The following is a 25,963-nucleotide window of genomic DNA, read 5'->3' as shown; positions in this document are numbered from 1 at the left end:
TCCTCAAAGTACCAGCTCGGTCGGACGACGCCGCTTGACCCAGCCTGCAATCATCAGGCGGGTCAACCAGATCGCCGAGAACATCGACGTGATGATGCCGATTGCCAGCGTGACGGCAAAGCCCTTGATCGGACCAGAACCAAAGCTGAACAGCACCAGTGCCGCGATCAACGTGGTGATATTGGCATCGAGAATTGTCGACATGGCACTGCGGTAACCGGCATCAATCGAGTTGATGACGGTTCGACCATTGCGCTGTTCTTCGCGGATACGTTCAAAGATCAGAACGTTGGCATCAACGGCCATACCAACGGTAAGAACGATACCGGCAATACCGGGAAGTGTTAGCGTTGCCTGAAGAACGGACATCACAGCCACGACAAGAATAAGGTTCATCATCAGGGCGATGTCGGCATAGAGACCAAAACGGCCATAACTGATGACCATGAAGGCCACAACGAAGACCAGTCCGAGCACAGCAGCAATTTCACCGGCTTCAACCGAATCCTGACCAAGCCCCGGACCAACAGAACGTTCTTCAAGAATCTGCATCGGTGCAGGCAATGCACCCGCACGTAACAGCAATGAAAGATCATTTGCTTCCTGAACGCTGAACTGGCCGGTGATGATACCGTTACCACCCAGAATTGGTTCGTTGATGCGTGGCGCAGAAATCACCTCGCCATCCAGAACAATCGCCAGCCCGCGCCCCGCATTCTTGCTTGTAATGTCGCCAAATCGTGCACCGCCTGCCGCATCGAAGCGGAACGAAACAACCGGGCGACCATCACTGAAGGTCGGCTGCGAATCAACAAGGTTGTCGCCAGAAACGACCACTCGGCGGTCAATCAGGAATTCCTTGATGCCAGCCGCCTTGTCTGATGCATCTGCAGCAGGAAGGATCATGGTTCCTGGCGGCAAGCCAGTAGCACGTGCGTCAGCAGCTGTTTTTTCGTTATTCACAAGATGGAAATTCATCTTTGCAGTACGACCGAGGATCGCGCGCAAACGTGACGGATCATCAAGCCCCGGCACCTGAACAACAATACGGTTCTCACCCTGACGCTGGATTGATGGCTCAGTCGTCCCAAGCTCGTCAACACGACGGCGGACAACTTCCAAAGACTGCGCGATGGCGCGGTCAATCAGTTCCTTCCGGGCAACTGCGTTATAGGTAACGTGGATGGTGTTGCCTTCGCCGCTCAAGTCTGTGTTCGGCTCCGCAGAACGTGCAATCTCGCGTGCTTTTTCAAAGTCCTCTGGACTAAGAATGGTGATATCCGCACCGTTTGCCGTAGCTTCACGCGGACGGTTCCGAATCTGCTCTTTGCGCAGGTCGGTACGGATCGTGTCTGCCAATGCCTCGTAACGTTCACGCAGAACGCTGTCAGTATCAACTTCGAGCAGCATGTGAGAGCCACCACGAAGATCAAGACCGAGGTTAATCTGTTTTCCGGGCAAATAGCTTGCCTCGGTCGGGAAAGCTCCCGACGGCAGGAAGTTTGGCGCGGCGTAGATTACGCCCAAAGCACACACCAGAAGGACCAGTGCTGCTTTCCATTTTGTAAAATAAAGCATGTGTTCTTTGACCGGATATGTCTGGGTCAACCTTGGTCTGGTTCCAAGGTGCTTGGAACAACGGCTATTTGTGCCGCTTCAGGCCACCGGTAAAATGCAAGAAGGCGGAGCCACTATGCCCCGCCTTGCTTAGCGCGAAGAGATCAATCTTTTTTGGTCTCTTCTTCGTCTTTTTCGTCATCTTTGGCGTCGTTTTTGGCAGGTTCGGTTTTCGACAGAACAGTCGAAACCATGCCGCGTGCCACTTTAACTTTTACGCCTTCGGCAATCTCGACAGACAGCTCGTCATCGCCAACAACCTTGGCAACCGTGCCAATCAGGCCACCAGCAGTGACGATTTTGTCGCCACGGCGGATCGCGCCAAGCATTGCTTTATGTTCTTTCTGTTTTTTCTGCTGAGGACGGATAAGCAGGAAATAGAAAACAACGAAAATCAGGATAAGCGGCGCGAACTGCATAAGTGCGCCTGCACCGTCTGCACCACCAGCGGCCTGAGCGTAAGCCGTCGAAATAAACATTAGGAACTCCTAATTCCTCAGAACAAAAAATATCAACTGCCGGAATATAACGGCGTACAACGCCAAAGCAAGGAAGAACCGGACTTAAAGGATGAAAATTGGCAAACATGTGGTTTCGTTCACGTTGTGCCGACGGATAGGACCGTCAACATTTTGTTCTTTTTCATGCTTGATATGCTAGTTTGCCGACCATCAGTGTCACCAAGAACATTAAACATCCAAGAGGCTTCGATGAGTACGGACTTCGATAAGTTGCTGCCCACACTTGAAAGAATTGCAACCGCACTTGAGCGCATGGCCCCACCAGCGCGCACCGAAAATGATCTGGGCGCGGCAGACGCCTTTGTGTGGCAGGCGGAAACCGGCTATCTCCAGCCGGTTCGCAACGTTAACCGTATTGATATCGAATTGCTGCAGGGCATCGGTCAACAAAAAGAAATTCTCTATAACAATACCAAACGCTTCGCCGATGGCCTTCCTGCCAATAATGCCCTTTTGTGGGGCGCGCGTGGTACAGGGAAAAGCTCCATCGTCAAGGCAATGCATGCCAAAATCAACGCTGAACGACCTGCAGCCCTTGCGCTGGTTGAAATTCATCGCGAAGACATTCCCAGCCTGCCTGAACTGCTTCACATTCTTGAAAAAAGTGGTCGCCGAACCGTTCTGTTCTGTGACGACCTGTCCTTTGATATGCAGGATGAAAGCTATAAATCGCTCAAGGCGGTTCTTGAAGGTGGCATTGAAGGACGCCCCAAGAACGTTATTTTCTATGCGACCTCGAACCGCCGGCATCTGATGGCGCGCGATATGATCGAAAATGAACGTTCAACCGCAATCAATCCATCCGAGGCCGTAGAAGAAAAAGTCTCTTTGTCGGATCGTTTTGGCTTGTGGCTTGGCTTCCACAACATTTCCCAGGATGTCTATTTCGAAATCATCGAAGGCTATGCCAAAGAGTTCAAACTGGACATGCCGATCGAAGAACTCCATGCCCGTGCCAAGGAATGGACCGTCACACGCGGTAGCCGCTCAGGTCGTGTCGCATGGCAGTTCATTCAGGAAATCGCCGGTGAGATGGGTAAATCCCTCGACTAGCCGGATCAAGCCTCCGAGCAAAAACAGAAAAACACCCGGACATGGTTCCGGGTGTTTGCTTATCTGGAGACCATCACACTTGGCAGATATTTCAGAGGATCGGATGACTTGCGTCCGTTTCTGACTTCAAAATGAAGTTGCGGAAAGGTCACGGCACCGGTTGTACCGACACTCGAAATCCGCTGTCCGCGGGTCACCACATCCCCGCGTGCGACCAGCGGGTTTTCGGTATGAGCATAGGCCGTGACAAAATTATCAGCATGCTTGATCAGGATAAGGTTGCCGAAACCGCGCAACTCGTTACCGACATAGGTCACGACACCGTTCTCTGCAGCAAGAATTGGCGTTCCGCGATTGGCCTGAATATTGATACCATCATTGAACAGACCGCCGGTCCCTGCCCCGTATTTCAGAACAACTTTCCCCTGAACGGGCCAGATAAATCCTTTGCGATCTGCTGGCTCGGCAATCGGAACATTCTTGCGAACATCGCTTCCTTGTCCTGCAACCGGTGTCGGTTTGCTGTCCGTCTTCCAGCTGCGTGCTGAAGCAATTTCACGTTGCGCATCAGCAGCATAGTCGCGCGGCTTAATGCCCGGTGTCGGGATATTTCCACCTTCAAGAGGTGCAACGCCTGCTGTCCGTGTTTGGGATGAGGTTCGAGATCTCGGCGTACTTTGTTCCAACGGCACACTCACAACCTGCCTTTGGCCACCGATGGTAACAGTCTTTGTTCTCGGGCTGGATTGGCTCGCCGTCACGACAGTCGAGCTGGAACTGTTAGAATCCTCAGACCAGGCAGGAAGCACCAGACGTTGTCCCGGATAAATGACATACGGCTTACGAAGATCATTGCGCGACGCAAACCGATTGAAATCGGTCCGATAACGTGTCGCCAGTTGGGATACGGTATCACCCGGCTCAACGGTAATGACGCGCTCGCCGTTTTTCAGCTTTGGCATACTATAGGGGCTGTAACTTGCCCCGTCGCCATAGACCACCGGAACCGGGACAGAATTTAGCAAACAGCCGCCTAACGCCGCGCTTGTCGCACAGACAAGCAGCAGTCGTTTTCCGCGATAAACAGCAAGTTTGACACAATTTTCCATCATGTTTTCGATTGTCAGTGATCAGCCGTTAACAATCGGTAAGCGATTGATGGAATTGTCGTGATTTTCTTTGGCTGTGAGTGGGGTTAGAACTCTTCGGTGCCGGGCAGCATCGGAACAAACCGCACAGGCATCAGCTCGGTAACCTCGACCCCGCTTGGAGTGCGCAAGACACGCAGCAAGAGTTGGGTATGAGAGACCTCTCCGACCGGCACGACCATAATCCCCCCAACAGCCAACTGATCAACCAGCACGGGCGGAACATCCTGAGCAGCAGCCGTTACGATGATACGGTCAAACGGTGCCTGCGCTTTCCAGCCGAGCCCGCCATCCCCGTGCAGGGTAGATATTGTATGAAGACCAAGAGCCCGGAACAGCTCTTCGGCCTGCCGCAAAAGCGGCTTGTGGCGTTCTAGCGTGTAAACACGGCGGGCTAATTTTGCCAAAATTGCGGCCTGGTAACCTGATCCGGTGCCGACTTCAAGAACCTTCATCCGGTCATTAAGCTCAAGAGCCTGTGTCATCAGGGCGACAATATAAGGCTGCGAAATCGTCTGGCCCTTGCTGATTGGCAAGGCGACATTTTCCCAGGCGCGGTTCACGAACGGATCGGCGACAAAAGATTCACGCGGGACCTCGGCCAGCGCACGCAAAACCGCTTCATCATGAATGCCATCATGGCGAAGCGTTTGAAGCAAATCGGCTATTCTGGATTCACGCGTAATGACCGGCTCGTTCACGGAAATGCTTTCGTCAGTTTATCAACAGTCTCGTAATGGGTGAAATCAAGGCTGATCGGGGTCACAGAAATATGCCCCTGCTCGATCACCCGCAGATCGGCATTCGGATCTTCCGGCAGTTCCGAAAGAATGGCACCAATCCAGTAATAAGGTTCCCCGCGCGGGTCATGACGTTCGGCGATATGGTCGCCAATTTTACGCTGCCCCTGCTTGGAAATGCGGACTTTTGCCCCGCCATTTGCTTCATGTTCCGGGAAGTTGACGTTGATCAGAACCCCCTTGGGCCATGAAGCTTTGACCAAGGTAGTTGCAACGTCCTTGAGATATTTCTCGGCAATGGTCCAATCGATCATGTCGCCCGAAAAATACTGGGAAAATGCGATTGCGGGCACATTGAGCAAGGTTGCTTCCATTGCGGCTGCAACTGTCCCGGAATAGGTCACATCTTCGCCAAGATTGCCGCCACGATTAATTCCGGAAAGGATGATGTCAGGCGGTGTATCACGCATGACCTGCTGCAGTCCCAAAAGAATGCAGTCGGTCGGCGTTCCATCAACAGCGAAGTGACGTTCATCGCGCTTGTGAATGCGCAAAGGGCGGCGCAGGGTCAAGGAATGCCCTGCACCGCTTTGTTCCATGGAAGGCGCGATCACCCATACATCATCGGAAAATTCCCGTGCAAGCCTTTCAAGCAGCTTGATCCCCGGTGCATCAATGCCGTCATCATTACTGATCAGGATACGTGCGTTGGTCAGATCAATCATGCTGGTCATGCCTTAGCGCGGGTTAATAACCTCGAGGCCACCCATATAGGGCTTAAGCGCATCGGGTACCCGAATGGAACCATCTGCCTGCTGGTAATTTTCCATCACCGCAATCAGGCAGCGACCAACCGCAAGGCCAGATCCATTCAATGTGTGAACGAACTGGGTTTTCTTGTCGCCCGCCGCACGGTAGCGCGCATTCATGCGACGCGCCTGGAAATCACGGGTGTTCGAGCAAGATGAGATCTCGCGGTAGCGCCCCTGTCCCGGCAGCCAGACTTCGATGTCATATGTCTTGCAGGCCGAAAACCCGATATCGCCGGTGCACAGGATAACCGTACGGTACGGAAGCCCGAGGCGCTCCAGAACGGTTTCGGCACAGCGGGTTTTGCGCGACAGTTCTTCATCAGACTTTTCGGCCTCGACAACCGACACCATCTCAACTTTCGAGAACTGGTGCTGACGGATCATGCCACGAGTATCACGCCCGGCAGAACCGGCCTCAGAGCGGAAACACTGGGTCAGTGCAGTGTAGCGCAGCGGCAATTTGGCCTGATCAATGATCTCGCCTGCGACCTGATTGGTCAGGGTAACTTCCGAGGTCGGAATCAGCCAGTAATCATTCGTTGTCTTGAACGAATCTTCGGCGAATTTCGGCAACTGCCCGGTCCCGAACATAGCCTCGTCACGCACCAGCATTGGCGTGATGGTTTCTTCGTAACCATGTTCATTGGTGTGCAGGTCCAGCATGAACTGCGCAAGAGCACGTTCAAGTTTGGCAAGACCACCACGCAGGATAACAAACCGCGAGCCCGAAAGTTTGGCAGCGGCCTCAAAGTCCATCATGCCAAGCTTTTCACCGATCTCGAAATGTTCCAGCGGCTGGAAATCAAACGCGCCGGGTGTTCCCCAGCGATTGACCTCAACGTTATCTTCCTCGTCCGCACCGACCGGCACTTCTGGATCGAGAATATTGGGCAGTGAGGCCAGCAGCAGATCAAGTTGCTCATTCAGAGCAGCCTGCCCGTCTTCAGCATCCTTGATATTGTCCTTGAGCGAGCCCATTTCGGCCATCAGTTCGTCGGCATTTTCGCCCTTCTTGCGAAGCATGCCGATTTCACCGGAAATGGTTTTACGGCGCGCCAGCATTTCCTGATGCTCAGTCATGAGCTTGCGGCGCTCGACGTCGATATCCATCAGACGTTCCGCAGTAATTTCCTGCTTGCGCGCAGCCATCGCTGCGTCAAAAGCCTCGGGGTTGTCCCGAATCCATTTAATATCGTGCATAAAACAGCACCCTGTCAGTCAAATATTTGTGGCTTTATACGATGGGGTGAACGCCAGGTCCACCCCATCAAATCAGACGTTTCCGGTTAACAATTCCAACTAGCGCGCGTTATTGAAATCGTCTTCACCATCGCCATTGTCAGAAGGTCCGGACAGTCGAGGAGATTTCTTGTTCTCGTCCCCTGTCAGAGAAGACTGACCATCATCATAGGCAGCTGCTGCGGCCCCCTGATCATCGACATTTTCACCAGAACCCTCTTCGGTTTCGGCAACATCATCGTCTTCCCCTTCATCTTCGTCATCTTCGGCGGCCTGACGCTTTTTGCGTTCGGAAATACGCGCCATGATGATCGAGATTTCATAAAGAATGATGATCGGGATACCCAAACCAACCTGAGAGATAAGGTCAGGCGGAGTAAGGATAGCGGCAAAGACAAACGCAATAACAACCGCATATTTGCGACGCCGCGCCAATCCATCAGCCGTCACGATGCCAGCCCGTGCCATCAAGGTCAGCAGAACCGGTAACTGGAAACACAAACCAAAGGCAAAGATCAGCTTCATCACCAAAGACAGGTATTCACCCACCTTGGCTTCAAGCTGAATGGCAAGCCCGCTATCACCACCAGCATGCTCGAAGCTCAGGAAGAACTTCCAGGCAAGCGGCATAATAAAGTAATAAACAAGAGCCCCGCCCAAAAGAAACAGGATCGGGGTCGCAACCAGGAACGGCAAGAATGCCGACCGCTCGTTTTTATAGAGCCCCGGCGCGACAAATGCCCAAAGCTGCCCCAAGAACACAGGTGCAGAAACAAACAGGGCCGCGAAGAACGACACTTTGACATAGGTGAAGAAAACCTCGGTCAACGCAGTGTAAATCATGCGCCGGTCCGGGCCCATCTCGTTGGCCAGAGGCCGCACGAGAAAACCATAGATATCTTCGACGAAATAATAGCAAACCGCAAAGGTGATAAACAAAGCAAGAACCGCCCAGGTCAGACGGTTTCTCAGCTCGATCAGATGTTCCATAATCGGCATCTGTTTGTCATGCGACTGCATGTTCACGCCTGGCTCTCCGGGTGGTCGTTCTTTTTGCTCTCGTTGGCTTTTGACTTGGCGGCAGGCTTGGTTTCGGCTTTGTCAGCGTCACCTTTCGGATCGGATTTTGATTCCGGTTCTTTTACCTTGCTGTCCTTAGCCTTGTCGGTGCTTTTTGGAGCGCCAATGCTTTTATCAAGGAAGTCGGCACCACTGGTCGGCGCACTTGTGACCTGTTTGCGCAGATCATCAAGTTCAGCTTCGCGGATGATATCATCAATGCCACTTTGGAATTCTCGTGCCATTCCGCGCACTTTTTTCCAGTAGCCTGCCAACTTGTATAGAAGATGAGGTAACTCTTTGGGGCCGACGACGAACAAAGCGACGACGGCCACAAGAGCCATTTCGGTCCAGCCGATATCAAACATTTGACACGCCTATCTGAAGGAAATCCGACAGACGATCAGGATTTCACGGAATCCTTGTCTTTGCTCTCGGAAGAAACCGATGCAGAGGTCGTGTTTTCGATGGTCTTGGCCGAAGCGGCCGCATCTTCTTCTTTTTCGTTGATGCCCGCTTTGAAGCTCTTGATGCCTTTGCCCATGTCACCCATCACTTTTGGCAGTTTACCCGCGCCAAAGATGATCAGGACAATCGCAAGGATCAGAACGATTTGCCAAACGCCAATACCCATAACTTCAATCTCCAAAGATCCATTCTGCCTTCCGGCGATGTGCTCGGATAATGGCAGAAAGCCCCCCACTGTGCAATGCGACGGATGGATTAAAAACCGGCACTACTTACATCTGTTGATCATAGTCAATCTGACAGTCCGCCCTGTTTTTCGTCCAAGGAGCAGTTCGTCACATCAGGACATAGGAAACACGAAGGTCATCTCGGGATCAAGCGTTATAGCAACCGATTTCTGATTTAATGTCGAAAACCGCCGCGGGACACGTGCATGGATGTGGAAACCCGACTCAAGCGTTAAATGCATCAGGTTCACCTCACCCAATGCGCGCACCGCATCAACATTTGCAAGAATGTCATGACCATTGACAGCTTTGCCAATATGAAGCCCCTCGGGACGCACCAGAACATCGACACTCGTACCGTCAGCATAAGCAACATCTTCAAGTATGCCTACCGGGGTCGAAATGGCACCATTGGCAACAACTGACGGGAAATGGTTCACTTCACCAAAGAACGACGCCACGAAACGGTTTTGCGGCTCGAAATACAGTTCCTCCGGTGTGCCGTCCTGCATGATTTCACCTTCGTTCATGATGATGATCCGGTCGGCCATATACATGGCTTCTTGCGGGTCATGGGTTACCATAACCGTCGCAATCCCGGCATTTTTCAGCACATGCAAGGTTGTGTCACGCAAATCGGCACGCCGGGCAACATCCAGCCCTGAAAACGGTTCATCAAGCAGCATGATACGTGGTGTAGGTGCCAACGCACGCGCCAGCGCAATGCGCTGTTGCTGTCCCCCGGAAAGTTCGTGCGGAAAAGCATTCTCGTAATCGGCCATGCCAACCTGCACCAATGCCCTTTTTACAGCAGCGCTACGATCGGTTTCTGTAAAATGGCGCAGTCCGAATGCAATATTCTTTGCGACATTGAGATGCGGGAACAGTGCATAGTCCTGAAACACCATGCCAACGCCGCGCTTTTCCGGCTCCACATAATCACCTGGACGGGCAACAACCTGGTCGCTCACCGAAATTTCCCCGACCTGAAGTTTTTCGAGCCCGGCAGCAAGACGAAGGGCCGTGGTCTTCCCGCAGCCAGACGGTCCCAACAAACAAACAAGTTCCCCGGGGGCGACATCGAAACTGATATCACGCAAAACCCGGTTTTTCCCGAACATATGCGAGACATTCGACATCTTAAGGCCGTCGGTCATTCAAATTCTCTTTTAGCTGCAATGGTCGCGCACCTGCAGGTGCAAATGATTTGCGAAATCTTTCTGAAACTTAAGGTCACCGTGCCTATGATGCAAGAAGATGGATCAATTCAGGTCATCTTCTTCATCAAAAAGCTCATTAGCGGACACTGACTGGCTGTCAAAGTCCCGGTCATCCATCAGGTTCGGATTGTCCGAATAGATTGTTTCATCAAGCTCTTCGAGATTGCGCGTGGTAAGAGCCTCTTCCACGACAGCATCCGCAACCTCGCCATCATCGACCAGATCAGGCAAAACATCGTCATCAGAATTTGCGCCATAGCGGCCCATACCGGGTCTGCTATCAAGAAGTCCCGCAGCCTTGAGATCGGCAAGTCCAGGAAGATCATCGCGATTTTCAAGACCAAAATGATCGAGAAAGTCGTCTGTAGTTGCCCAGAGCACAGGCCGTCCCGGAACACGTTTACGTCCGCGCGGACGGATCCACCGTGCTTCAAGAAGGATATCGAGCGTCCCCTTTGATAGAGCCACACCACGGATTTCCTCGATTTCGGATCGGGTGACCGGTTCGTGATAGGCAATGATCGCAAGCGTTTCGAGGGTTGCGCGCGTCATCTTCTTGGCTTTCTCGACTTCGATATGAAGATCGCCTGCAAGGTCGACCGCCGTCCGGAACGCCCATTTTTCGCCAACACGATTAAGATTGATGCCCCGCGCGGCATATGTTTCCGACAGCGCATTCAAAATGGCTGCGACATCTGTACCCTCGGGCAGACGTGCCGCAATGACGCGTTCACTGACCGGATCGGCCGAGGCAAAAAGCACGGCCTCGACAATACGAATATGCTGAAAATCAATATCAGGCGTGCTTTCAACACCTTCGATTTCAAGCTGTGCGTTATCGCTCATTTATATGCCCCTGCCCCTTAATCCCTGATCAACTCGTCGTCAGACGCAGTCGGCCGCGGTAAATCCCCCTCACGCGGCTTTTGCGGTGAACGCAACAGAATTGGTCCAAATACCTGTTCTTGCAGAATTTCCAGTTCGCCGTCCCGGCACATTTCAAGACTTGCGACGAAATGTGCCGCAAGTGCTGATCGCGCCTTCAGCGGTGATCCCAAGCCGCGCGGCATGAATTCCAGAAGCTTTGTCCAGGTCGGGACCACACGTCGACCAAAAAGATCACGCAGACGCTGAATGGCATCATCCATGGCATACAGGTCGAATGCCTCGATTTCGAGTGTCTTGCTTTCGGATGTCAACATGATGCGCGCATATGACTTCAGAAGATCATATAACGACGCATCATAGACCGACGCCGTCGTCACGCGGACTTCTTCGGGGGCGCCCCGCGCAAAGAAATCACGACCAAGGTTTGGGCGTTCAAGAAGCTTTTCACCGGCTGCCTTCATTGCTTCAAGACGTTTAAGCTGGAAGGCAAGAAGTTCAGCCATTTCCTCGGCGCTGAGCTCTTCCTCGTCAGTTTCCTGCTTGGGAAGCAACAGTCGCGATTTGAGGTAAGCCAGCCAGGCCGCCATCACCAGATAGTCGGCCGCCAGTTCCAGGCGCAACCCTTGGGCCGTATTGATGAATTCAAGATACTGTTCTGCCAGATCAAGGATCGAAATCTTGATGATATCGACCTTCTGGTCTCGTGCCAGTTCAAGCAGAACATCAAGCGGACCTTCGAAACCGTCTAGATCAAGGATCAGACGTTCGGCAAGGCTCGGTCCGTCTTCATCGACCGGCTTCTTGTCGAACACCTCGTCCGGAATTTCCAATTCGAACTGGTCTGCCATATGTCCCCGACTGCCCCCGTCTCGTACTGGAAATCAGGCGAAGATATTCGCCAAGAGTCTTACCAGCCCACTGGCCGGCTCAATCACCAGCCATTGAAAGATCGGCAGGTCAATTCCAAGTTTGGCTGTTACGTAAGGCAGCAAAAAGACCAGACCGATCAAAATGATCATGCCGGTTTTTTCCATGCGCGCCAAGACCCGCGCAACTGGCATCGGAGAAATCGCGGTCAGCACACGTCCGCCATCAAGCGGCGGGATCGGCAGCATGTTGAAAACGGCAAGAATACAGTTAAGCCAGATCGACTGATTCAACGTTGTTGCCAACCAGTCATTCACTGCTGGCGAAAAATTCGGCAGCCACACCATAAGCAGGATTGATACGATAGCCAGCAACACATTGGTCGCGGGTCCCGCGACAGCCACACCGATAATGCCCAAACGCTGGGGATGAAGGCGATGAAAAGCGACCGGAACCGGTTTGGCATAGCCGAAAAGGAACGGCGCATTTGTTACAAGCAGCAATCCGGGTATCAGAATGGTTCCGACCGGATCAATGTGACGGATCGGATTAAGGCTGAGACGTCCCATGCGCTGGGCCGTGTCGTCACCAAACAGCTTTGCCGCAAATCCGTGCGCTGCTTCGTGCAAGGTAACAGCAAACAGAACCGGAATGACCCAGGTCGATGCAGATACGATCAGTTCGATAATATCATTCACGTGTTCGCGCCTTCGGATTGCCAGACCGGTGCAAGTAATTCCGCCAGACGCAAGCGCCAATCTGCTAACTGCGTAGCAGACGGTACGTCGGTTTTAAAGGCAGCGATCTGGTTGGAAAATGTTTGTGCCCGCACCAAGGCAGCCCCGTTCAATAGTGGCGCCATTGACACGACTTCTTCCATTTCGGTTCGCTTGCCATTGCAGTGAAGTGCAACATCGCACCCTGCCCGCAGACATTCGTGCGTACGGCTGGCGATGGAGCCACCAAGTGCCTCCATGGATAGGTCATCGCTGATCAAAAGGTTCTCGAACCCGATTTCGCTGCGAATGACATCATTGATCACGGTTGGCGATACCGTGCCGGGACGCTGATCATCAATTGCTGTAAACAGCAAATGCGCAGACATCGCAGCAAGAACATCTTTCATCTGGACAAAAGGCGCAAAATCAAGTCGTGACAATTCCGCACGCGAGGCAGAAACGACCGGAAGATCCTTGTGACTGTCGACCGAAGCACGACCATGCCCGGGAATATGCTTGATAACAGGGGCAATACCACCGTCAAGCAGACCGGCGGCAACCGCACTTGCCAGCATAACAACCTTCTGAACATCGGCACCATATGACCGGTCACCGACAACGTCACTCATCCCCGGAAATCTCAAATCCAGAACCGGCGCACAGGTTGTATTGAAACCGGCCTCACGCAAATCCATCGCCATCAGACGTGCATTGATATAGGCGGCTTCGCGGGCATCTTCCGGGTTTGAGTCAAACAACTCGCCAAAAACGCCAGCTGCCGGGATTTTGCGCCAATGCGGCGGCTTGAGCCGCATCACACGTCCGCCTTCCTGGTCAACAAAGATCGGAACGTTGCTGTTGCCCACCGTTTCGCGAAGTGACGCGGTCAGTGCGCGAACCTGAGTACGGTCTTCGACATTTCGTGCAAAGAGAATGAAGCCATAAGGGTCGGCTTCGCGAAAGAAGCCCTTTTCCCAATTACTCAATTCTGTCCCAGCAACACCCAAAATACAGGCGCGCGGCTTTTTGACTTCAAGGCCGGACAATGAGGCACCCCACATTGCGTTGTTTCAGATCACTACACAGCTTTTCGGCCGCAGCTGAATCGGCCAAAGGCCCCGCCTGCAAACGATAGAACACGCCCTTGTCCCCAAGGTCGGTGCGCTGTACGAACATCTGAAGAGTACCAAGCAAGTCATTGTTTTTCGACGATAATCTTTTCCATTCTGCCGAAGCACCACTTTCATCCCGAACGGACGCCAGCTGGATACGGAAATCATTCATCGAAACCGCCGATGACGACACCTTTTCCGGCACCGCCGCAGGCTTTGCACTTTTTGCTTCGGCTTCACGTTCAGCAATAGCTGCCAAAGCCTTTTCGGCATCTGTCAGTTCCGGTTCATTGATTGCCGGCGCACTTACAGCTGATGACGGTTCTACCGCGGCAGCTTCACCTGCATCCGGTGAAGCCGATGCGGCTGCTTGGGCAGAGTTCTCTGCAACTGCCGCCGCATCTGGCGATTTGGGAGTTCTGGCTACTTCCGGGGCACGTGGCATATCAGGAAGTTCCTGCAACACCACATTGGCATCCGGATCAACATCATTGAGCTGATCATAAACAGTGGTATTGCGATGCGGGACTTCCATTCCGCCGGGATCAGCGGGCCGCAACTTGATCGGAGCCGGGTCTGGCAACAGGATTGGCAGTTTGCCGTCATCCTGAATCGGTTGTCCCTGATTATAAAACCAGTAACCTGCGCCACCCAGACCGCCAATGACGACAGCCAGACCGAAGAATACGGTTATCGCACCTTTTAGCATGCTTTTGCGCGCAGGCTTTTCAGCCGGAAACTGTTCTGCGCGTTCGGCATGAAGGCCACGGCCGTATTCTTCGTTCATATCTTACATCTCCTCGACAGGCTTGACGCCAAGCACCTCAAGACCCGATGCGATTACGGTCGCAACTGCACGGATCATCGCAAGACGTGCCAGCGTAGCATCAAGATCATCGGCAACGATGAACCGCAATGCGGTGTTGTCACGTCCCTTGTTCCACAATGCATGGAATTCTGCTGCAATTTCTGTCAGGAAAAAGGCAATACGATGTGGTTCGTGAGCAATGGCAGCCTGTTCAACGATACGCGGCCATTCAGCCATACGACGAACCAGAAGTTTTTCTTCTTCGGTTGAAAGCTGGCTCAGGTCGGCACCCGACAGAGTGGCATCCGAGAAATCCTGCCCGGGGAAGGCTTCAGCAGCCTGACGGAAGACAGAATTGACGCGTGCATGCGCATATTGAACATAAAAGACAGGGTTGTCTTTGGACTGCTCGGTAACCTTGGCAAAATCGAATTCAAGTGCGGCGTCGTTCTTGCGGGTCAGCATGATGAAACGCACAACATCCTTGCCGACACGTTCAACCACGTCACGCAGCGTCACGAAGGTTCCAGCGCGTTTTGACATTTTGACCGGTTCGCCATTGTCAAACAGGCTGACCAGCTGACACAGTTTGACATCAAGGTCGCCCTCGCCACCCGTGATCGCCTTGGTAGCCGCTTTCATGCGTTTGACATAGCCACCATGATCGGCACCAAAAATGTCGATCATCAGATTAAAGCCGCGCTCGTATTTATCGAAGTGATACGCGATGTCCGACGCAAAATAGGTCCAGCTGCCATCCGATTTTTTCAACGGACGGTCAACATCGTCACCAAACTCGGTGGCACGGAACAGGGTTTGCGGGCGCGGTTCCCAGTCATCTGGCTTTTTACCCTTTGGCGGTTCGAGAACACCGACATAGATATCGCCTTTTTTCTCAAGATGCTCGAAAGCCGACTGAACCTTGCCAGCCTTGACCAGACCATCTTCAGACGTGAAGACGTCGTGAGACACACCAAGAAGGCGAAGGTCTTCCTTGATCAGTGCCATCATTTCGACGATGGCAAAGCTACGGAATTCTTCAAGCCATTCTTCTTCGGCGGCGTTCACCCATTTATTGCCATCGCGCTCGGCCATTTTCTTGCCCGGCTCGACAAGATAGTCGCCCGGATAAAGGCCCTGCGGAATATCGCCAATATCTTCGCCAAGTGCCTCGCGGTAACGCATATGAAGCGACCGTGCAAGAACATCGACCTGCGCGCCAGCATCATTGGTGTAATATTCTTTGGTGACAGCATAGCCGGCCTTAGCAAGCAGGTTGGCAAGAACATCGCCAACAACCGCCCCACGGCAATGGCCGACATGCATCGGACCGGTCGGGTTGGCCGAAACATATTCAACGTTGATCTTTTCGCCCTTGCCAAGATCGCTTTCGCCATATGCTGTGCCGACTTCAAGAACCTTGGAAACCTGTGACAGCCAGAACCGGTCAGCCATGCGCAGATTGATAAAGCCGGGCCCTGCGATCTCGACATTGTCGATGTGATCAAGCAGACGCAGTTTTTCAGCAAGCTTTTCGGCGAGATCGCGTGGTTTCATGCCAGCGGCCTTGGACAACAACATGGCGGCATTGGTTGCGGCATCGCCATGAGACGCATCGCGCGGCGGCTCTACCGTCACGCGTGAGGTGTCTATACCGGCAGGAAGAACACCATCTTTCTCAAGGCCGAGAATCTGGCTCTCGATGTCGCTTTTCAACAGGCTGAAAACATTCATGACTTTGAACTTTGCATTTTTTTGGTTCTGGTCCGCTGGACCATTTGACTGGGGCTTGTTTTGAGCCATTTCGTTCCAAAACGCAAGTCACCCTTGTCTGGAGTGATTACAGGTTTTGACATTTCAGCCATGCGCGCTAAATAGTGACTTAAATACTGCGATCTGACCGTGCTATCATAACGCCAAGGATCGGAACTACTCCCGTCAGCATTCTGGCGGGTTTGAGACCAAGGAGTGTTGAATGACCGAAGCTTCACGGCAAGTTCAAATGACCGAAAGTGCTGCGAAACGCATCCAGGAACTGATCGCAAGCGAAGGCGCTGCGAACACAATGCTGCGTTTGCAGGTTTCAGGTGGTGGATGCAGTGGTTTTCAGTACGAGTTTTCACTGGACTCTGACACCACTGATGAAGACTGCATTTTCGAAAATCACGGTGCGAAAATGGTAATTGACGAGGTATCGCTTGATCTTCTGGGCGGTGCCGAGATCGATTTCGTACGTGAAATGGTTGGATCTGCTTTCCGCGTGAATAACCCGAATGCCACATCGTCATGTGGCTGCGGATCAAGTTTCTCGATTTGATCCAGATCGGAAAAACGATTTATAAAACGGGGTCCGTTACTTTCGGACCCCGTTTTGTTTGATCAGAATGACCTTAAACACAAAAAATCCGAGGCCCGAATGAAAATCGCCACCTGGAACGTCAACTCGATCAAGGCCCGCCTGCCCAACATTCTTGAATGGTTGCGTGAAGCGAAACCAGATGTTGTCCTGTTGCAGGAAACCAAGACCGTTGATGAAGCATTTCCGGCGATGGAAATCGAGGATCTCGGTTACAACATCGCGATACATGGCCAGAAAACCTATAACGGTGTTGCCATCCTCTCGAAATTCCCGATTGAGGATGTCGAACGCGGTCTGCCTGGAAATAACGACGATGAACAGGCGCGCTATATCGAAGCAACAATCTGCTCAACCACCCCGGTACGGGTCGCATCGATCTATGTTCCGATGGGTACAGCCGTTGGCGATGAAAAGTTTGATTACAAACTGAACTTTCTTGATCGCCTGATCACCCGTTTTGAGAAAATTCATGCCAGCGGTGAAGCCGCTGTTATGGGCGGCGATTATAACATCGCACCGGATGATTCCGACGTTTACGATCCGATCAAACTGCATGAAACCGTTCTTTGCACAACGGTCGAACGCAAACGCCTGCGCACGATGCTCAATATGGGCTTTACCGATGCCTTCCGCACCTTCAATCCAAAAGGCCATCAATATAGCTGGTGGGATTACCGTGCTGGCGCCTGGAACAAGGATAATGGTCTTCGCATTGATCATCTTTTGCTGACCCCGGCGGCGGCAGATCGTTTGAGTGCTTCGGACATTGATCGCGACCCGCGCGGCAAGGAAAAAGCATCCGATCACACCCCGGTCTGGTGCATGATCGACGATTGATCCAGGAAACATGACCGGATCAAAAAAACAAAGGGCAGCGCTCAAAACGCTGCCCTTTTTCATATCTGGTCTATGGACCGGAACTCTTATTCTGCGGCCTGCTGCATCACTGTGCGATAGGCAACAATGTCCTCGATACTGATAACAACCATGTCATGGTTCTGGGCATAGGTAATCAGTTCGGGCAAACGCGCCATTGTGCCATCCGGGTTGGTTACCTCGCACAACACGCCAGCCGGCTTGAAGCCTGCAAGGCGCATCAGATCAACAGTACCTTCGGTATGGCCGCGACGCTCCAGAACACCGCCCGCACGGGCACGCAGCGGGAAGACATGCCCAGGACGGGCAAGATCAGACGGCTTTGCGTCATCTGCAATCGCCGTTTTGACCGTTGTGACCCGGTCAGCAGCCGAAACACCGGTCGTGACGCCAACCTTGGCTTCGATGGTGACGGTAAAGCCGGTCCCCATGCTTGACGTGTTGGTTGCGACCATGGGGGGCAGATCAAGCGCAGTTGCTTTTTCATCGGTCAGGCAGAGGCATACAATGCCACTGCAATCACGAATAAGCATCGCCATCTGTTCATTGGTAAGTTTTTCTGCGGAGAAAATCAGATCGCCTTCATTTTCGCGATCTTCATCATCAACAACTAGAACCCCCTTACCTTGGCGCAGATCAGCAAGTGCACGTTCCATACGCGCATGCGGATCGCCAAAGATCGAAAGACCTGATTGTGGTTCAACACTCTGATTCATAACCGTCCTCTACGGATGGGGCTTACGAACCAGGGCAAACAAAGAAAGGCCCGCTTTGCAGCAGAATTGCCACATTGCGGTCGCAGGCAGACGTCAAAACAGTCACGCCAATGCGTTCTTGTCCTGAACGTCACGCTTTATCCTCTCCCATCCGGACTATTACCGTCGGCCCCGGAATTACACCGGATCTGCTGACCCCAAAGATCGTGAAATCTTCGGGCGCTCGCGGGCTTCCCAGATATCTGGGTTACCGCCGGTCGGGATTTGCACCCTGCCCTGAGAATAAGCGCCGTGTTTTAACGACATAGCCGATCATAATTGATCAACTGTGCGTACTTTAAGAAAGCACCACACACTTGTCAAACATCTAAAAAACGAAGGAAACCTTTGGTTTAAATCTCGGAAAGACGTTTGCCGTTTCGAAAGTGGAACTCGCATCCGTTCTTGCGTGCTTCACGTGGCGCCCACTGACAAACGGCACATCTTTTATCAGTCGAACGGCGCTTGGATTTGCATTCCCGATGAAGATAAGCCCCCATCATCGCATCGATGTAACTGCCCTGAAAGACTTCAACGCCCAGACTGCGCCCCATGCGAAGGGCCGTGCGACTGTCGCAACGTGTCAGGATGAGGCTGTTTTCAACAAACAGGTTGGCAAATTCACGAAGCCGTTCGGCAACTTCGGTCCGGCGCGATCCTATGATGTTCTGATCCCAGATCACCTTGATAAAATCGACATTCATCTTGCGTGGAGACAGGAACTCCAGCGCGGGCAATGTTATCCGATCCAAACCAACCTGAATTCCGGAAGAATGCAGAAATTCGCATGCATCTTCGAACTCCCACCAGTTTGCAATCGCATTTTCCATTGAGAACTCGATCGCAAGGTTCTGAACAAGTTTTCCGTCATCGTGATTGATAAATTCAGCGAACGTGTCGCTTAAAACGGTTTGTACCTGCATGTTCAGATGAAGCCGATCCGGCAGAATGGACGGTGCAATTGATCGGGTAACTTCCATGACCTTTTCATCGAGCACCCTTGACAGAATCTCAAGTTCGCCGGGCCCTTCAAGAAGGAAGCTCGCAAGATGATGCTGACGCAGGTAATCAAGGGAACAATAGATCTCATGTCCCAGAACCTGACGACGGGTGTCGTCGAAACTCAGAATTGCCTGACGGCGACAGGAATCAAAAACTGCGTCGGTCGTAATGGCACCGCGCAGCATCTCGGCCATATCGAACCGTTCCCAGTTCTCACCCATCATGCGTGCCGAAACCGGAAGACCAAACAGCTTGCCCAATCGTTCGTCGTCATCGGGCCATTTGAAACGGTTCCAGAGATTGGTCGGGATGCTTCCCAACCCCTGACGGTCAATTACTTCTTCGAGCGTTTCACGAACATGATCAACAAAGTTGGAATCGTCCTCGGCCCACTTCCCGCCACGCACGCACGCCAGCATTCCGTTTTCAAGACGATATATCTGGGTGTTTTCAGGAAGGTAGTGGAAAGCATCGCGGGTGATTGCCTGATAATCCTCGGCACCAAGACGCAGTTCAGGCGGGATATTAAGGATACCCATATGCGGCGTTTTACCATTGGCAGCATGCTTCCGCAGGCTTTCGATAAAACGGTTAAGGGTCAATGCGGGTTTCGTCATAAGGGCAGTCATAGGCAGTCCTGCAACAGGTCACTGCCTATGAATATGTATTCGACAGTGTTAATTTACCCTAAACAACTATACCTTCGCATAGCGAAGTTTCCACCATTTGAGCAAGTTCGGCAAAGAAAGTCATCGCCGGAACACCGATCACAAGACCATCTACCTTATCAACAATGCGAAGCCCCTGAAGAGCGTTTGCTGTGAAAACCGCATCAAGTTCCTTAAGCATCTCGGGTGTTTTGGGTTCAAAGTCCACTTCCCGGCCGGTTTCCTCGGCCCACCCAAGGACAAAGCCGCGGGCGAGGCCACAGAGAATTCCGGTATCTTCATCGGGTGTCCACAAAGTATCCCCTTTAATGCCAAAGATATTGGCCGCCGTTGTTTCCGCGACATTACCATCAGCAGAAAGAATGATCGCGTCATCTCCACGGTAGGAATGAGCTTCCTGTTTGGCTGCTATGTTATCAAGGTAATTGATGCTCTTGATACCGCCAGCAACAGAATTGGCATTACGTCGCACTTTCTGGGACGTGAAAAGCTTAAGTCCGACACCAGGATCAACAGGCTCAAACGGAGAAACCGTTATCAGAATGGTCGGATCCGGATCAGCAGGCGGCAGCAAACCACGCTCGCCCGAACCACGCGATACGGTCAGACGGACAACGGCATCCTTGCGACGAACCTGTTCAAACAGGGTCGCAACGATCTCGGCAACGTCTTTGGTTGCTGGCAGAAGATCAAGCGGGAACTCTATCTGCTCGGCATGGAAGTCAAGACGTTCCATATGCGCATCAAGCCAGGCAATTTTGCCTTCGTGGGCGCGCATGGTTTCAAAGAACCCGTCGCCAAGCAAGAAGCCTCTATCCGTTACCGGAATAGACGCTGCGTCCAGATCACGAAAGCTGCCATTCATCCATACCTGCATCATGCCGTCCCTTCTGTCTTTATGTGCTTTTCAGGAAGAAGCCCGTTTCAGGAAGTTTGCCAACAAGTCGTGCCCCTGCTCCGTCAAAACCGCTTCCGGGTGAAACTGTACACCAAAGATTGGAAGCTCCTTATGCGCAAACGCCATAATTTCCCCTTCGGGTCCGCGCGCAAGTTCGATCAAACTTCCATCCTCGGGCAACTCAACAATTAAGGAGTGATAACGCGTTACTTGCAAAGGATTTTTTAATCCCGCGAACAAATCTGTGCCACTATGGTCAATCTCGGAGGTCATACCATGCACCGGACGCTTGGCGCGCTTAACCACACCGCCAAAAACCTGCGCGATTACCTGATGCCCAAGGCAAACGCCAAGCATCGGATATTCCGTTCTGAGCTCTTCAACCAGAGCAAGACTGTTTCCCGCGTCATCGGGGCCACATGGGCCGGGGGAAAAGATGATTGCATCGGGATCAAGCTTGCGGACCTGTTCCGAGCCGATTTCATCATTGCGGACCACGATGACACTATGACCGAGCTCTTCGATATACCGGGCAAGATTGAAGACAAAGGAGTCATAATTATCAATAAGCAAGATCACGGTACGACCTCTTCCGCGTCAATACCGAACAGCTCGAACATCTTGGTCGCCTTGACCAGCGTTTCTTCATATTCAAGGGCCGGGTTACTGTCTGCGACAATTCCGCCGCCAACGTTAAAGGCCATACGACCACCGTTCACACAAAGAGACCGAATGGCAATGTTGGTATCCATGGAACCGTCAAAGCCGATAAAGCCAATTGCTCCGCAATAGGCGCCGCGTGTTGTCTTCTCAAGTTCTGTTATGATTTCCATGGCCCGAATTTTGGGCGCACCCGTAATGGATCCCCCCGGAAAACTGGCCTTCAAAAGATCAACTGCCGTTTTTCCGTCGCGCAGTTCACCTGTTACTGTCGACACGAGATGATGAACATTGGCATAGCTTTCCAGCGCACAGATTGCCGGTGTATTGACCGAATGCGGTTTGCAGACCTTGGAGAGGTCATTTCGCAAAAGATCAACAATCATAATATTTTCTGCGCGATCTTTCGGTGAAAGCATTAATTCTTGCGCAAGTTCGGCATCGCTTAGCGGCGTCTCTCCACGGGGCCTTGTACCTTTGATCGGTCTGGTTTCAACCTGTCCGTCCGAAACTTTCAAAAACCGTTCTGGCGAGTTTGACAGAACCGCAAATTCACCGAAATTCAGAAACGCACCAAACGGCGCGGAACTGATATCTCGCAGACGCCGATACAGCCCAAAACGATCCGGCACAGCATCTCGCGGATATTCAGCCCGAATGCTTTGTGATAAATTTGCCTGAAAAATGTCACCGGCAAAGATGTAATCGATGACTTTTTGAACTTCGATTTCGAACTCAGAACGACCAAAATTTGACCGCCATGGCTGAATGCTTGGCGAGTGTGGCGCGGACGGCACCTCAAAAAGCGGTCTGGCAAGACGCAGATATTTTCGCAGCAAGTTCATCCGGTCTGCGGCACGCTGTTCGCGCGCCTTTCCGAGACGTTCGGGCATCCCCGTCGAGATCAGCCACATCTTGCGATCATTCTGATCAAAGGCGATCACCAGATCATAAATACCGACCGCCATATCAGGCATGGCAAGCCAGTCTTCGGCCGCGCGCGGCAGCGTTTCGGTCTGATGTGCCAATTCATAGCCGAAATAGCCGACAGCTCCGCCCTGAAATGGTGGCAGATCAGTCCGGCGCCGTTGCGGGTAGCGCGACAACAGATCGCCAAGAACTTCAAACGGATTTCCCGGGAACGGGAAACCATCCAGTGTCACCTGACCATTTTTTGACGTCAGTTTGTGTAATGGAGAAACAACAATGTAGGAAAATCGATCCCGGTCGCCGGAATCAAGAAAATGACTGTCGGCAAAGGGGGCAAAGGCACCATAAGCATCGACCGGCTCAATATAGGGACATTCTTCTATCAGCATTTAGCGGCGCATTCTTGCGGGAGATACAATTCTCCCCGGTAAGATACAGGGAAGCATTTTTGGCACAAGGCAGGAGACGAAAAATCTACGTGATTCTTCGGGGCTACGGTAAAAAATATTCTTACAGTTGCAACCTTGCCCGGCTTGCCAAAGAAAAAGGCCAACCTTAACAGGTTGGCCTTTTATTCAGAGGACAAAGATCCGATTACATCGCAGCAATACGGTCGTAAGCCTCGGTAAGTTTCGCCAGAGTGTCGCGGGCTTCCTCAAGCTTGGCTTTTTCAGTCGCCACAATATGCTCAGGCGCGCGACTGACAAATTTCTCGTTCGAAAGCTTGCCTTCCTGTGCCTTGATATATTTGGTCTTGTCCTGCATTTCCTTTTCAAGACGCGACTTCTCAGCAGCGACGTCAATGAAGTTGGCAACAGAAACAAAGACGGCCACACCGTCAACAACGGCCTGAATGGCCCCCTTGGCGATCGCTTCGACATCGCCCTGCCCCTTGAAGCCGATTTCAGCAACACGTGCCAGACGCTTGACCTGCGCTTCCTGCGCCGAAACAGCAGCTTTCATCGCGTCAGTCGCATCAACCAGATAGATCGGGACTTCGGCGGCTGGCGGCACATTCATCTCGGAACGAACGCCACGGATATCACCAATCAGGCGGATTGCCAGATCAATCTCGGCCTCGGCAGTACGATCAATCAGGGCATCGTCAAACTTCGGATAACTTTCCGAGATCAGCATCTTGCTGCGATTATCGGAAATCTGTTCCCAGAGTTCTTCGGTGATGTAAGGCATGACCGGGTGCAAGATCAGAAGAATCTGGTCAAGAACCCAGGCGGTTACGGCGCGAATCTCTGCCTTGGCTTCTTCGTCCTGGCCCATCAGAACCGGTTTTGCCAGTTCCAGATACCAGTCACAGAATGAGCCCCAAACGAACTGATAGGCACCACTTGCGGCATCATTGAAACGATAGGTTTCAATCCCCGTTCCGACGGCCTTGGCTGCCTCGACAGTTTTGCCCACGATCCAGCGTGCGAGTGTGGATTTGACGTTTGCAGGATCAAAACCATCAACCGGCTTGCATTCGTTCATTTCCGCGAAACGTGCAGCGTTCCAGAGCTTGGTCGCAAAATTGCGATACCCCTCAACCCGCGAAGCAGCAAGCTTGATATCGCGTCCCTGCGCTGCAAGTGCAGTCAGGGTAAAGCGCAATGCATCACAGCCATATTCGTCAATGATTTCCAAGGGATCGATTACGTTCCCCTTGGATTTCGACATCTTCTGTCCGTTCTCGTCACGAACCAGAGCATGGATATAGATATCCTTGAACGGAATTTTCCCGTCCATGAAATGCATACCCATCATGATCATACGGGCAACCCAGAAGAAGATGATGTCAAAGCCGGTAACCAGAACATCGCCCGGATAGTATTTATCAAGCTCGGGCGTCTTATCCGGCCAGCCAAGGGTCGAATACGGCCACAGAGCAGAAGAGAACCAGGTATCCAGAACATCGGTTTCCTGGGTCAGTTCAACGTCCTTACCGTAATGCGCTTTTGCCGCGGCAATCGCTTCTTGCTCGGTTTCCTCAACGAAGATTTCGCCATCCGGCCCAAACCATGCAGGGATACGATGACCCCACCAAAGTTGACGGGAAATACACCAAGGCTGGATGTTGCGCATCCATTCGAAATAAGTGTTTTCCCAGTTTTTCGGCACAAAGCGAATGCGACCGTCTTCGACGGCTTCGGTTGCCGGCTTTGCCAGCACTTCGGCATTAACGAACCACTGATCGGTCAGGTAAGGCTCGATAACAACGTTCGAACGGTCGCCATATGGCACCATATGAACAGTGTCTTCGATTTTCTCGAGCAAGCCAAGCTCGTCCATCTTGGCGATGATCTGTTTGCGTGCTTCGAAACGATCAAGCCCCCGGTATTCTTCCGGTGCATTCTCGTTAATGCAGGCGTGATCGTCCATGATGTTGATCTTTTCGAGATCAGCACGTTTGCCGACTTCGAAGTCGTTGAAATCATGGGCCGGAGTGATTTTGACCGCGCCAGACCCTTTTTCCGGATCGGCATATTCATCGGCAACGATCTGGATGCGGCGACCAACGATCGGCAGAATGCAATACTTGCCAATCAGGTCCTTGTAGCGTTCATCATCGGGATGAACCGCAACACCGGTATCGCCAAGCATGGTTTCCGGACGAGTGGTTGCAACGGTGATGAATTCTCCTTCACGACCTTCGATCGGGTATTTGAAATGCCAGTAATGGCCTTTGACTTCTTTCTGGACAACTTCAAGATCTGAAATCGCAGTCAGAAGCTTCGGATCCCAGTTCACCAGACGCTTGTCGCGATAAATGAGGCCCTGTTTATGAAGGGTAACGAAAACCTTGCGAACAGCGGCAGAAAGGCCTTCGTCCATGGTAAAACGTTCACGCGCCCAGTCAGGCGAAGCCCCAAGGCGACGCAACTGGTTGGTGATTGTACCACCGGATTTTTCTTTCCATTCCCAAACCTTTTCAACGAACTTCTCGCGGCCAAGATCATGGCGCGTCACATTTTGTTCGCCAAGCTGGCGTTCAACCACCATCTGGGTGGCGATACCGGCATGGTCGGTTCCGGGTTGCCACAGGGTGTCCTTCCCGTTCATGCGGTTATAACGGATAAGGATATCCTGAAGCGTAAAAGTCAGCGCATGCCCCATATGGAGGCTGCCGGTCACGTTGGGCGGCGGCATCATGATGACATAGGGATCGGCACCTGATGCCGTATCGCAGGCAAACGCCCCCGACTTTTCCCATTTATCGTAAAGTCTGCCTTCAACGTCGGCCGGGCTGTAAGTCTTCTCCAACATGGTCTTTTGATCCGCTGCGGGTTTAATCATTCATACAAAGAAAAAAGCGGCGCACC

The 25,963-nt window shown here is 52.3% G+C and carries 25 protein-coding genes and 1 riboswitch; of the genes, 3 read left to right on the top strand and 22 right to left on the bottom strand.

Annotated elements, in window-relative coordinates; translation table 11 throughout:
- Positions 1–3: 3 nt before the first annotated feature.
- Positions 4–1,578 (bottom strand): protein translocase subunit SecD, encoded by a 1,575-nt coding sequence (gene secD / locus ACTU44_RS12575; protein ID WP_114099830.1) that lies wholly within the window; start codon positions 1,576–1,578, stop codon positions 4–6.
- Positions 1,579–1,721: 143 nt separating this feature from the next.
- Positions 1,722–2,096: a preprotein translocase subunit YajC gene (yajC, locus tag ACTU44_RS12570; protein WP_114099801.1), complete on the bottom strand. Its 375-nt coding sequence runs from the start codon at positions 2,094–2,096 to the stop codon at positions 1,722–1,724.
- Positions 2,097–2,327: 231 nt separating this feature from the next.
- Between yajC and ACTU44_RS12565 the strand changes: the two genes are divergently transcribed.
- Positions 2,328–3,191: an ATP-binding protein gene (locus ACTU44_RS12565; protein ID WP_114099802.1), complete on the top strand. Its 864-nt coding sequence runs from the start codon at positions 2,328–2,330 to the stop codon at positions 3,189–3,191.
- A 59-nt stretch (positions 3,192–3,250) separates the two neighbouring features.
- On the opposite strand, the gene ACTU44_RS12560 is transcribed toward ACTU44_RS12565, so the two are convergent.
- From ACTU44_RS12560 to argS, 14 genes are all read right to left on the bottom strand, one after another.
- Positions 3,251–4,216, bottom strand: coding sequence for a peptidoglycan DD-metalloendopeptidase family protein (locus ACTU44_RS12560; RefSeq protein ID WP_462095575.1), 966 nt, complete (start codon positions 4,214–4,216; stop codon positions 3,251–3,253).
- Positions 4,217–4,386: 170 nt separating this feature from the next.
- Positions 4,387–5,025, bottom strand: coding sequence for a protein-L-isoaspartate(D-aspartate) O-methyltransferase (locus ACTU44_RS12555; RefSeq protein WP_404969470.1), 639 nt, complete (start codon positions 5,023–5,025; stop codon positions 4,387–4,389).
- A gap of 11 nt (positions 5,026–5,036) precedes the next feature.
- Positions 5,037–5,804, bottom strand: a complete 768-nt coding sequence (surE, locus tag ACTU44_RS12550; protein WP_114099832.1) for a 5'/3'-nucleotidase SurE — start codon at positions 5,802–5,804, stop codon at positions 5,037–5,039.
- A gap of 12 nt (positions 5,805–5,816) precedes the next feature.
- The gene (gene serS, locus ACTU44_RS12545) at positions 5,817–7,091 is read right to left on the bottom strand and encodes a serine--tRNA ligase (protein ID WP_462095574.1); all 1,275 of its coding nucleotides are present in this window, start codon (positions 7,089–7,091) and stop codon (positions 5,817–5,819) included.
- Between the two features lie 99 nt (positions 7,092–7,190).
- Positions 7,191–8,150 carry a twin-arginine translocase subunit TatC gene (tatC, locus tag ACTU44_RS12540; RefSeq protein WP_462097440.1) on the bottom strand — a complete coding sequence of 320 codons (960 nt, stop codon included), beginning with the start codon at positions 8,148–8,150 and terminating at the stop codon, positions 7,191–7,193.
- Between the two features lie 2 nt (positions 8,151–8,152).
- Positions 8,153–8,557 carry a Sec-independent protein translocase protein TatB gene (gene tatB, locus ACTU44_RS12535; RefSeq protein ID WP_114099806.1) on the bottom strand — a complete coding sequence of 135 codons (405 nt, stop codon included), beginning with the start codon at positions 8,555–8,557 and terminating at the stop codon, positions 8,153–8,155.
- A gap of 35 nt (positions 8,558–8,592) precedes the next feature.
- A complete protein-coding gene (gene tatA, locus ACTU44_RS12530; protein ID WP_068519123.1) occupies positions 8,593–8,823 on the bottom strand; it encodes a twin-arginine translocase TatA/TatE family subunit in 231 nt (76 codons plus the stop codon).
- 174 nt (positions 8,824–8,997) lie between these two features.
- Positions 8,998–10,041, bottom strand: coding sequence for an ABC transporter ATP-binding protein (locus ACTU44_RS12525; RefSeq protein WP_462095573.1), 1,044 nt, complete (start codon positions 10,039–10,041; stop codon positions 8,998–9,000).
- 105 nt (positions 10,042–10,146) lie between these two features.
- On the bottom strand, positions 10,147–10,950 hold the full coding sequence (gene scpB / locus ACTU44_RS12520) for an SMC-Scp complex subunit ScpB (RefSeq protein WP_462095572.1): 804 nt from the start codon (positions 10,948–10,950) through the stop codon (positions 10,147–10,149).
- A 17-nt stretch (positions 10,951–10,967) separates the two neighbouring features.
- A complete protein-coding gene (locus ACTU44_RS12515) occupies positions 10,968–11,840 on the bottom strand; it encodes a segregation and condensation protein A (RefSeq protein ID WP_462095571.1) in 873 nt (290 codons plus the stop codon).
- 33 nt (positions 11,841–11,873) lie between these two features.
- Positions 11,874–12,557 (bottom strand): site-2 protease family protein, encoded by a 684-nt coding sequence (locus ACTU44_RS12510; protein WP_336080819.1) that lies wholly within the window; start codon positions 12,555–12,557, stop codon positions 11,874–11,876.
- A complete protein-coding gene (gene nagZ / locus ACTU44_RS12505; protein WP_114099811.1) occupies positions 12,554–13,639 on the bottom strand; it encodes a beta-N-acetylhexosaminidase in 1,086 nt (361 codons plus the stop codon). The genes ACTU44_RS12510 and nagZ overlap by 4 nt, the downstream gene beginning before the upstream one ends.
- Positions 13,611–14,477 carry an SPOR domain-containing protein gene (locus ACTU44_RS12500; protein WP_462095570.1) on the bottom strand — a complete coding sequence of 289 codons (867 nt, stop codon included), beginning with the start codon at positions 14,475–14,477 and terminating at the stop codon, positions 13,611–13,613. Before ACTU44_RS12500 ends, nagZ begins: the two co-directional genes overlap by 29 nt.
- Positions 14,478–14,480: 3 nt before the next feature.
- Positions 14,481–16,232, bottom strand: a complete 1,752-nt coding sequence (gene argS, locus ACTU44_RS12495) for an arginine--tRNA ligase (protein WP_336080816.1) — start codon at positions 16,230–16,232, stop codon at positions 14,481–14,483.
- A gap of 241 nt (positions 16,233–16,473) precedes the next feature.
- On the opposite strand from argS, the gene erpA reads away from it, so the two are divergent.
- Both erpA and xth read left to right on the top strand, forming a co-directional pair.
- A complete protein-coding gene (gene erpA / locus ACTU44_RS12490; protein ID WP_114099813.1) occupies positions 16,474–16,815 on the top strand; it encodes an iron-sulfur cluster insertion protein ErpA in 342 nt (113 codons plus the stop codon).
- A 99-nt stretch (positions 16,816–16,914) separates the two neighbouring features.
- Positions 16,915–17,694, top strand: coding sequence for an exodeoxyribonuclease III (gene xth, locus ACTU44_RS12485; RefSeq protein WP_114099834.1), 780 nt, complete (start codon positions 16,915–16,917; stop codon positions 17,692–17,694).
- 86 nt (positions 17,695–17,780) lie between these two features.
- Here the strand turns inward: xth and ribB are convergent, their stop codons facing one another.
- The 6 genes from ribB to ACTU44_RS12455 all read right to left on the bottom strand — a co-directional run bounded on the left by ribB (position 17,781) and on the right by ACTU44_RS12455 (position 25,907).
- Positions 17,781–18,449, bottom strand: coding sequence for a 3,4-dihydroxy-2-butanone-4-phosphate synthase (gene ribB / locus ACTU44_RS12480; protein ID WP_114099814.1), 669 nt, complete (start codon positions 18,447–18,449; stop codon positions 17,781–17,783).
- A gap of 135 nt (positions 18,450–18,584) precedes the next feature.
- Positions 18,585–18,737: riboswitch (FMN riboswitch) on the bottom strand.
- 104 nt (positions 18,738–18,841) lie between these two features.
- The gene (locus ACTU44_RS12475; RefSeq protein WP_462095569.1) at positions 18,842–20,119 is read right to left on the bottom strand and encodes an EAL domain-containing protein; all 1,278 of its coding nucleotides are present in this window, start codon (positions 20,117–20,119) and stop codon (positions 18,842–18,844) included.
- Between the two features lie 58 nt (positions 20,120–20,177).
- Complete coding sequence (locus ACTU44_RS12470; protein WP_258548804.1) at positions 20,178–21,038, bottom strand: aminotransferase class IV; 861 nt, start codon at positions 21,036–21,038, stop codon at positions 20,178–20,180.
- A gap of 27 nt (positions 21,039–21,065) precedes the next feature.
- Positions 21,066–21,635, bottom strand: a complete 570-nt coding sequence (locus tag ACTU44_RS12465) for an anthranilate synthase component II (protein ID WP_336080813.1) — start codon at positions 21,633–21,635, stop codon at positions 21,066–21,068.
- Positions 21,632–23,035 carry an aminodeoxychorismate synthase component I gene (gene pabB, locus ACTU44_RS12460; protein WP_462095568.1) on the bottom strand — a complete coding sequence of 468 codons (1,404 nt, stop codon included), beginning with the start codon at positions 23,033–23,035 and terminating at the stop codon, positions 21,632–21,634. The genes ACTU44_RS12465 and pabB overlap by 4 nt, the downstream gene beginning before the upstream one ends.
- 205 nt (positions 23,036–23,240) lie before the next feature.
- The gene (locus ACTU44_RS12455) at positions 23,241–25,907 is read right to left on the bottom strand and encodes a valine--tRNA ligase (RefSeq protein ID WP_462095567.1); all 2,667 of its coding nucleotides are present in this window, start codon (positions 25,905–25,907) and stop codon (positions 23,241–23,243) included.
- Positions 25,908–25,963 lie beyond the last annotated feature (56 nt).

The organism is Thalassospira sp. SM2505 (assembly GCF_054901115.1).
This window is presented reverse-complemented; position numbering and strand designations above follow the sequence as displayed.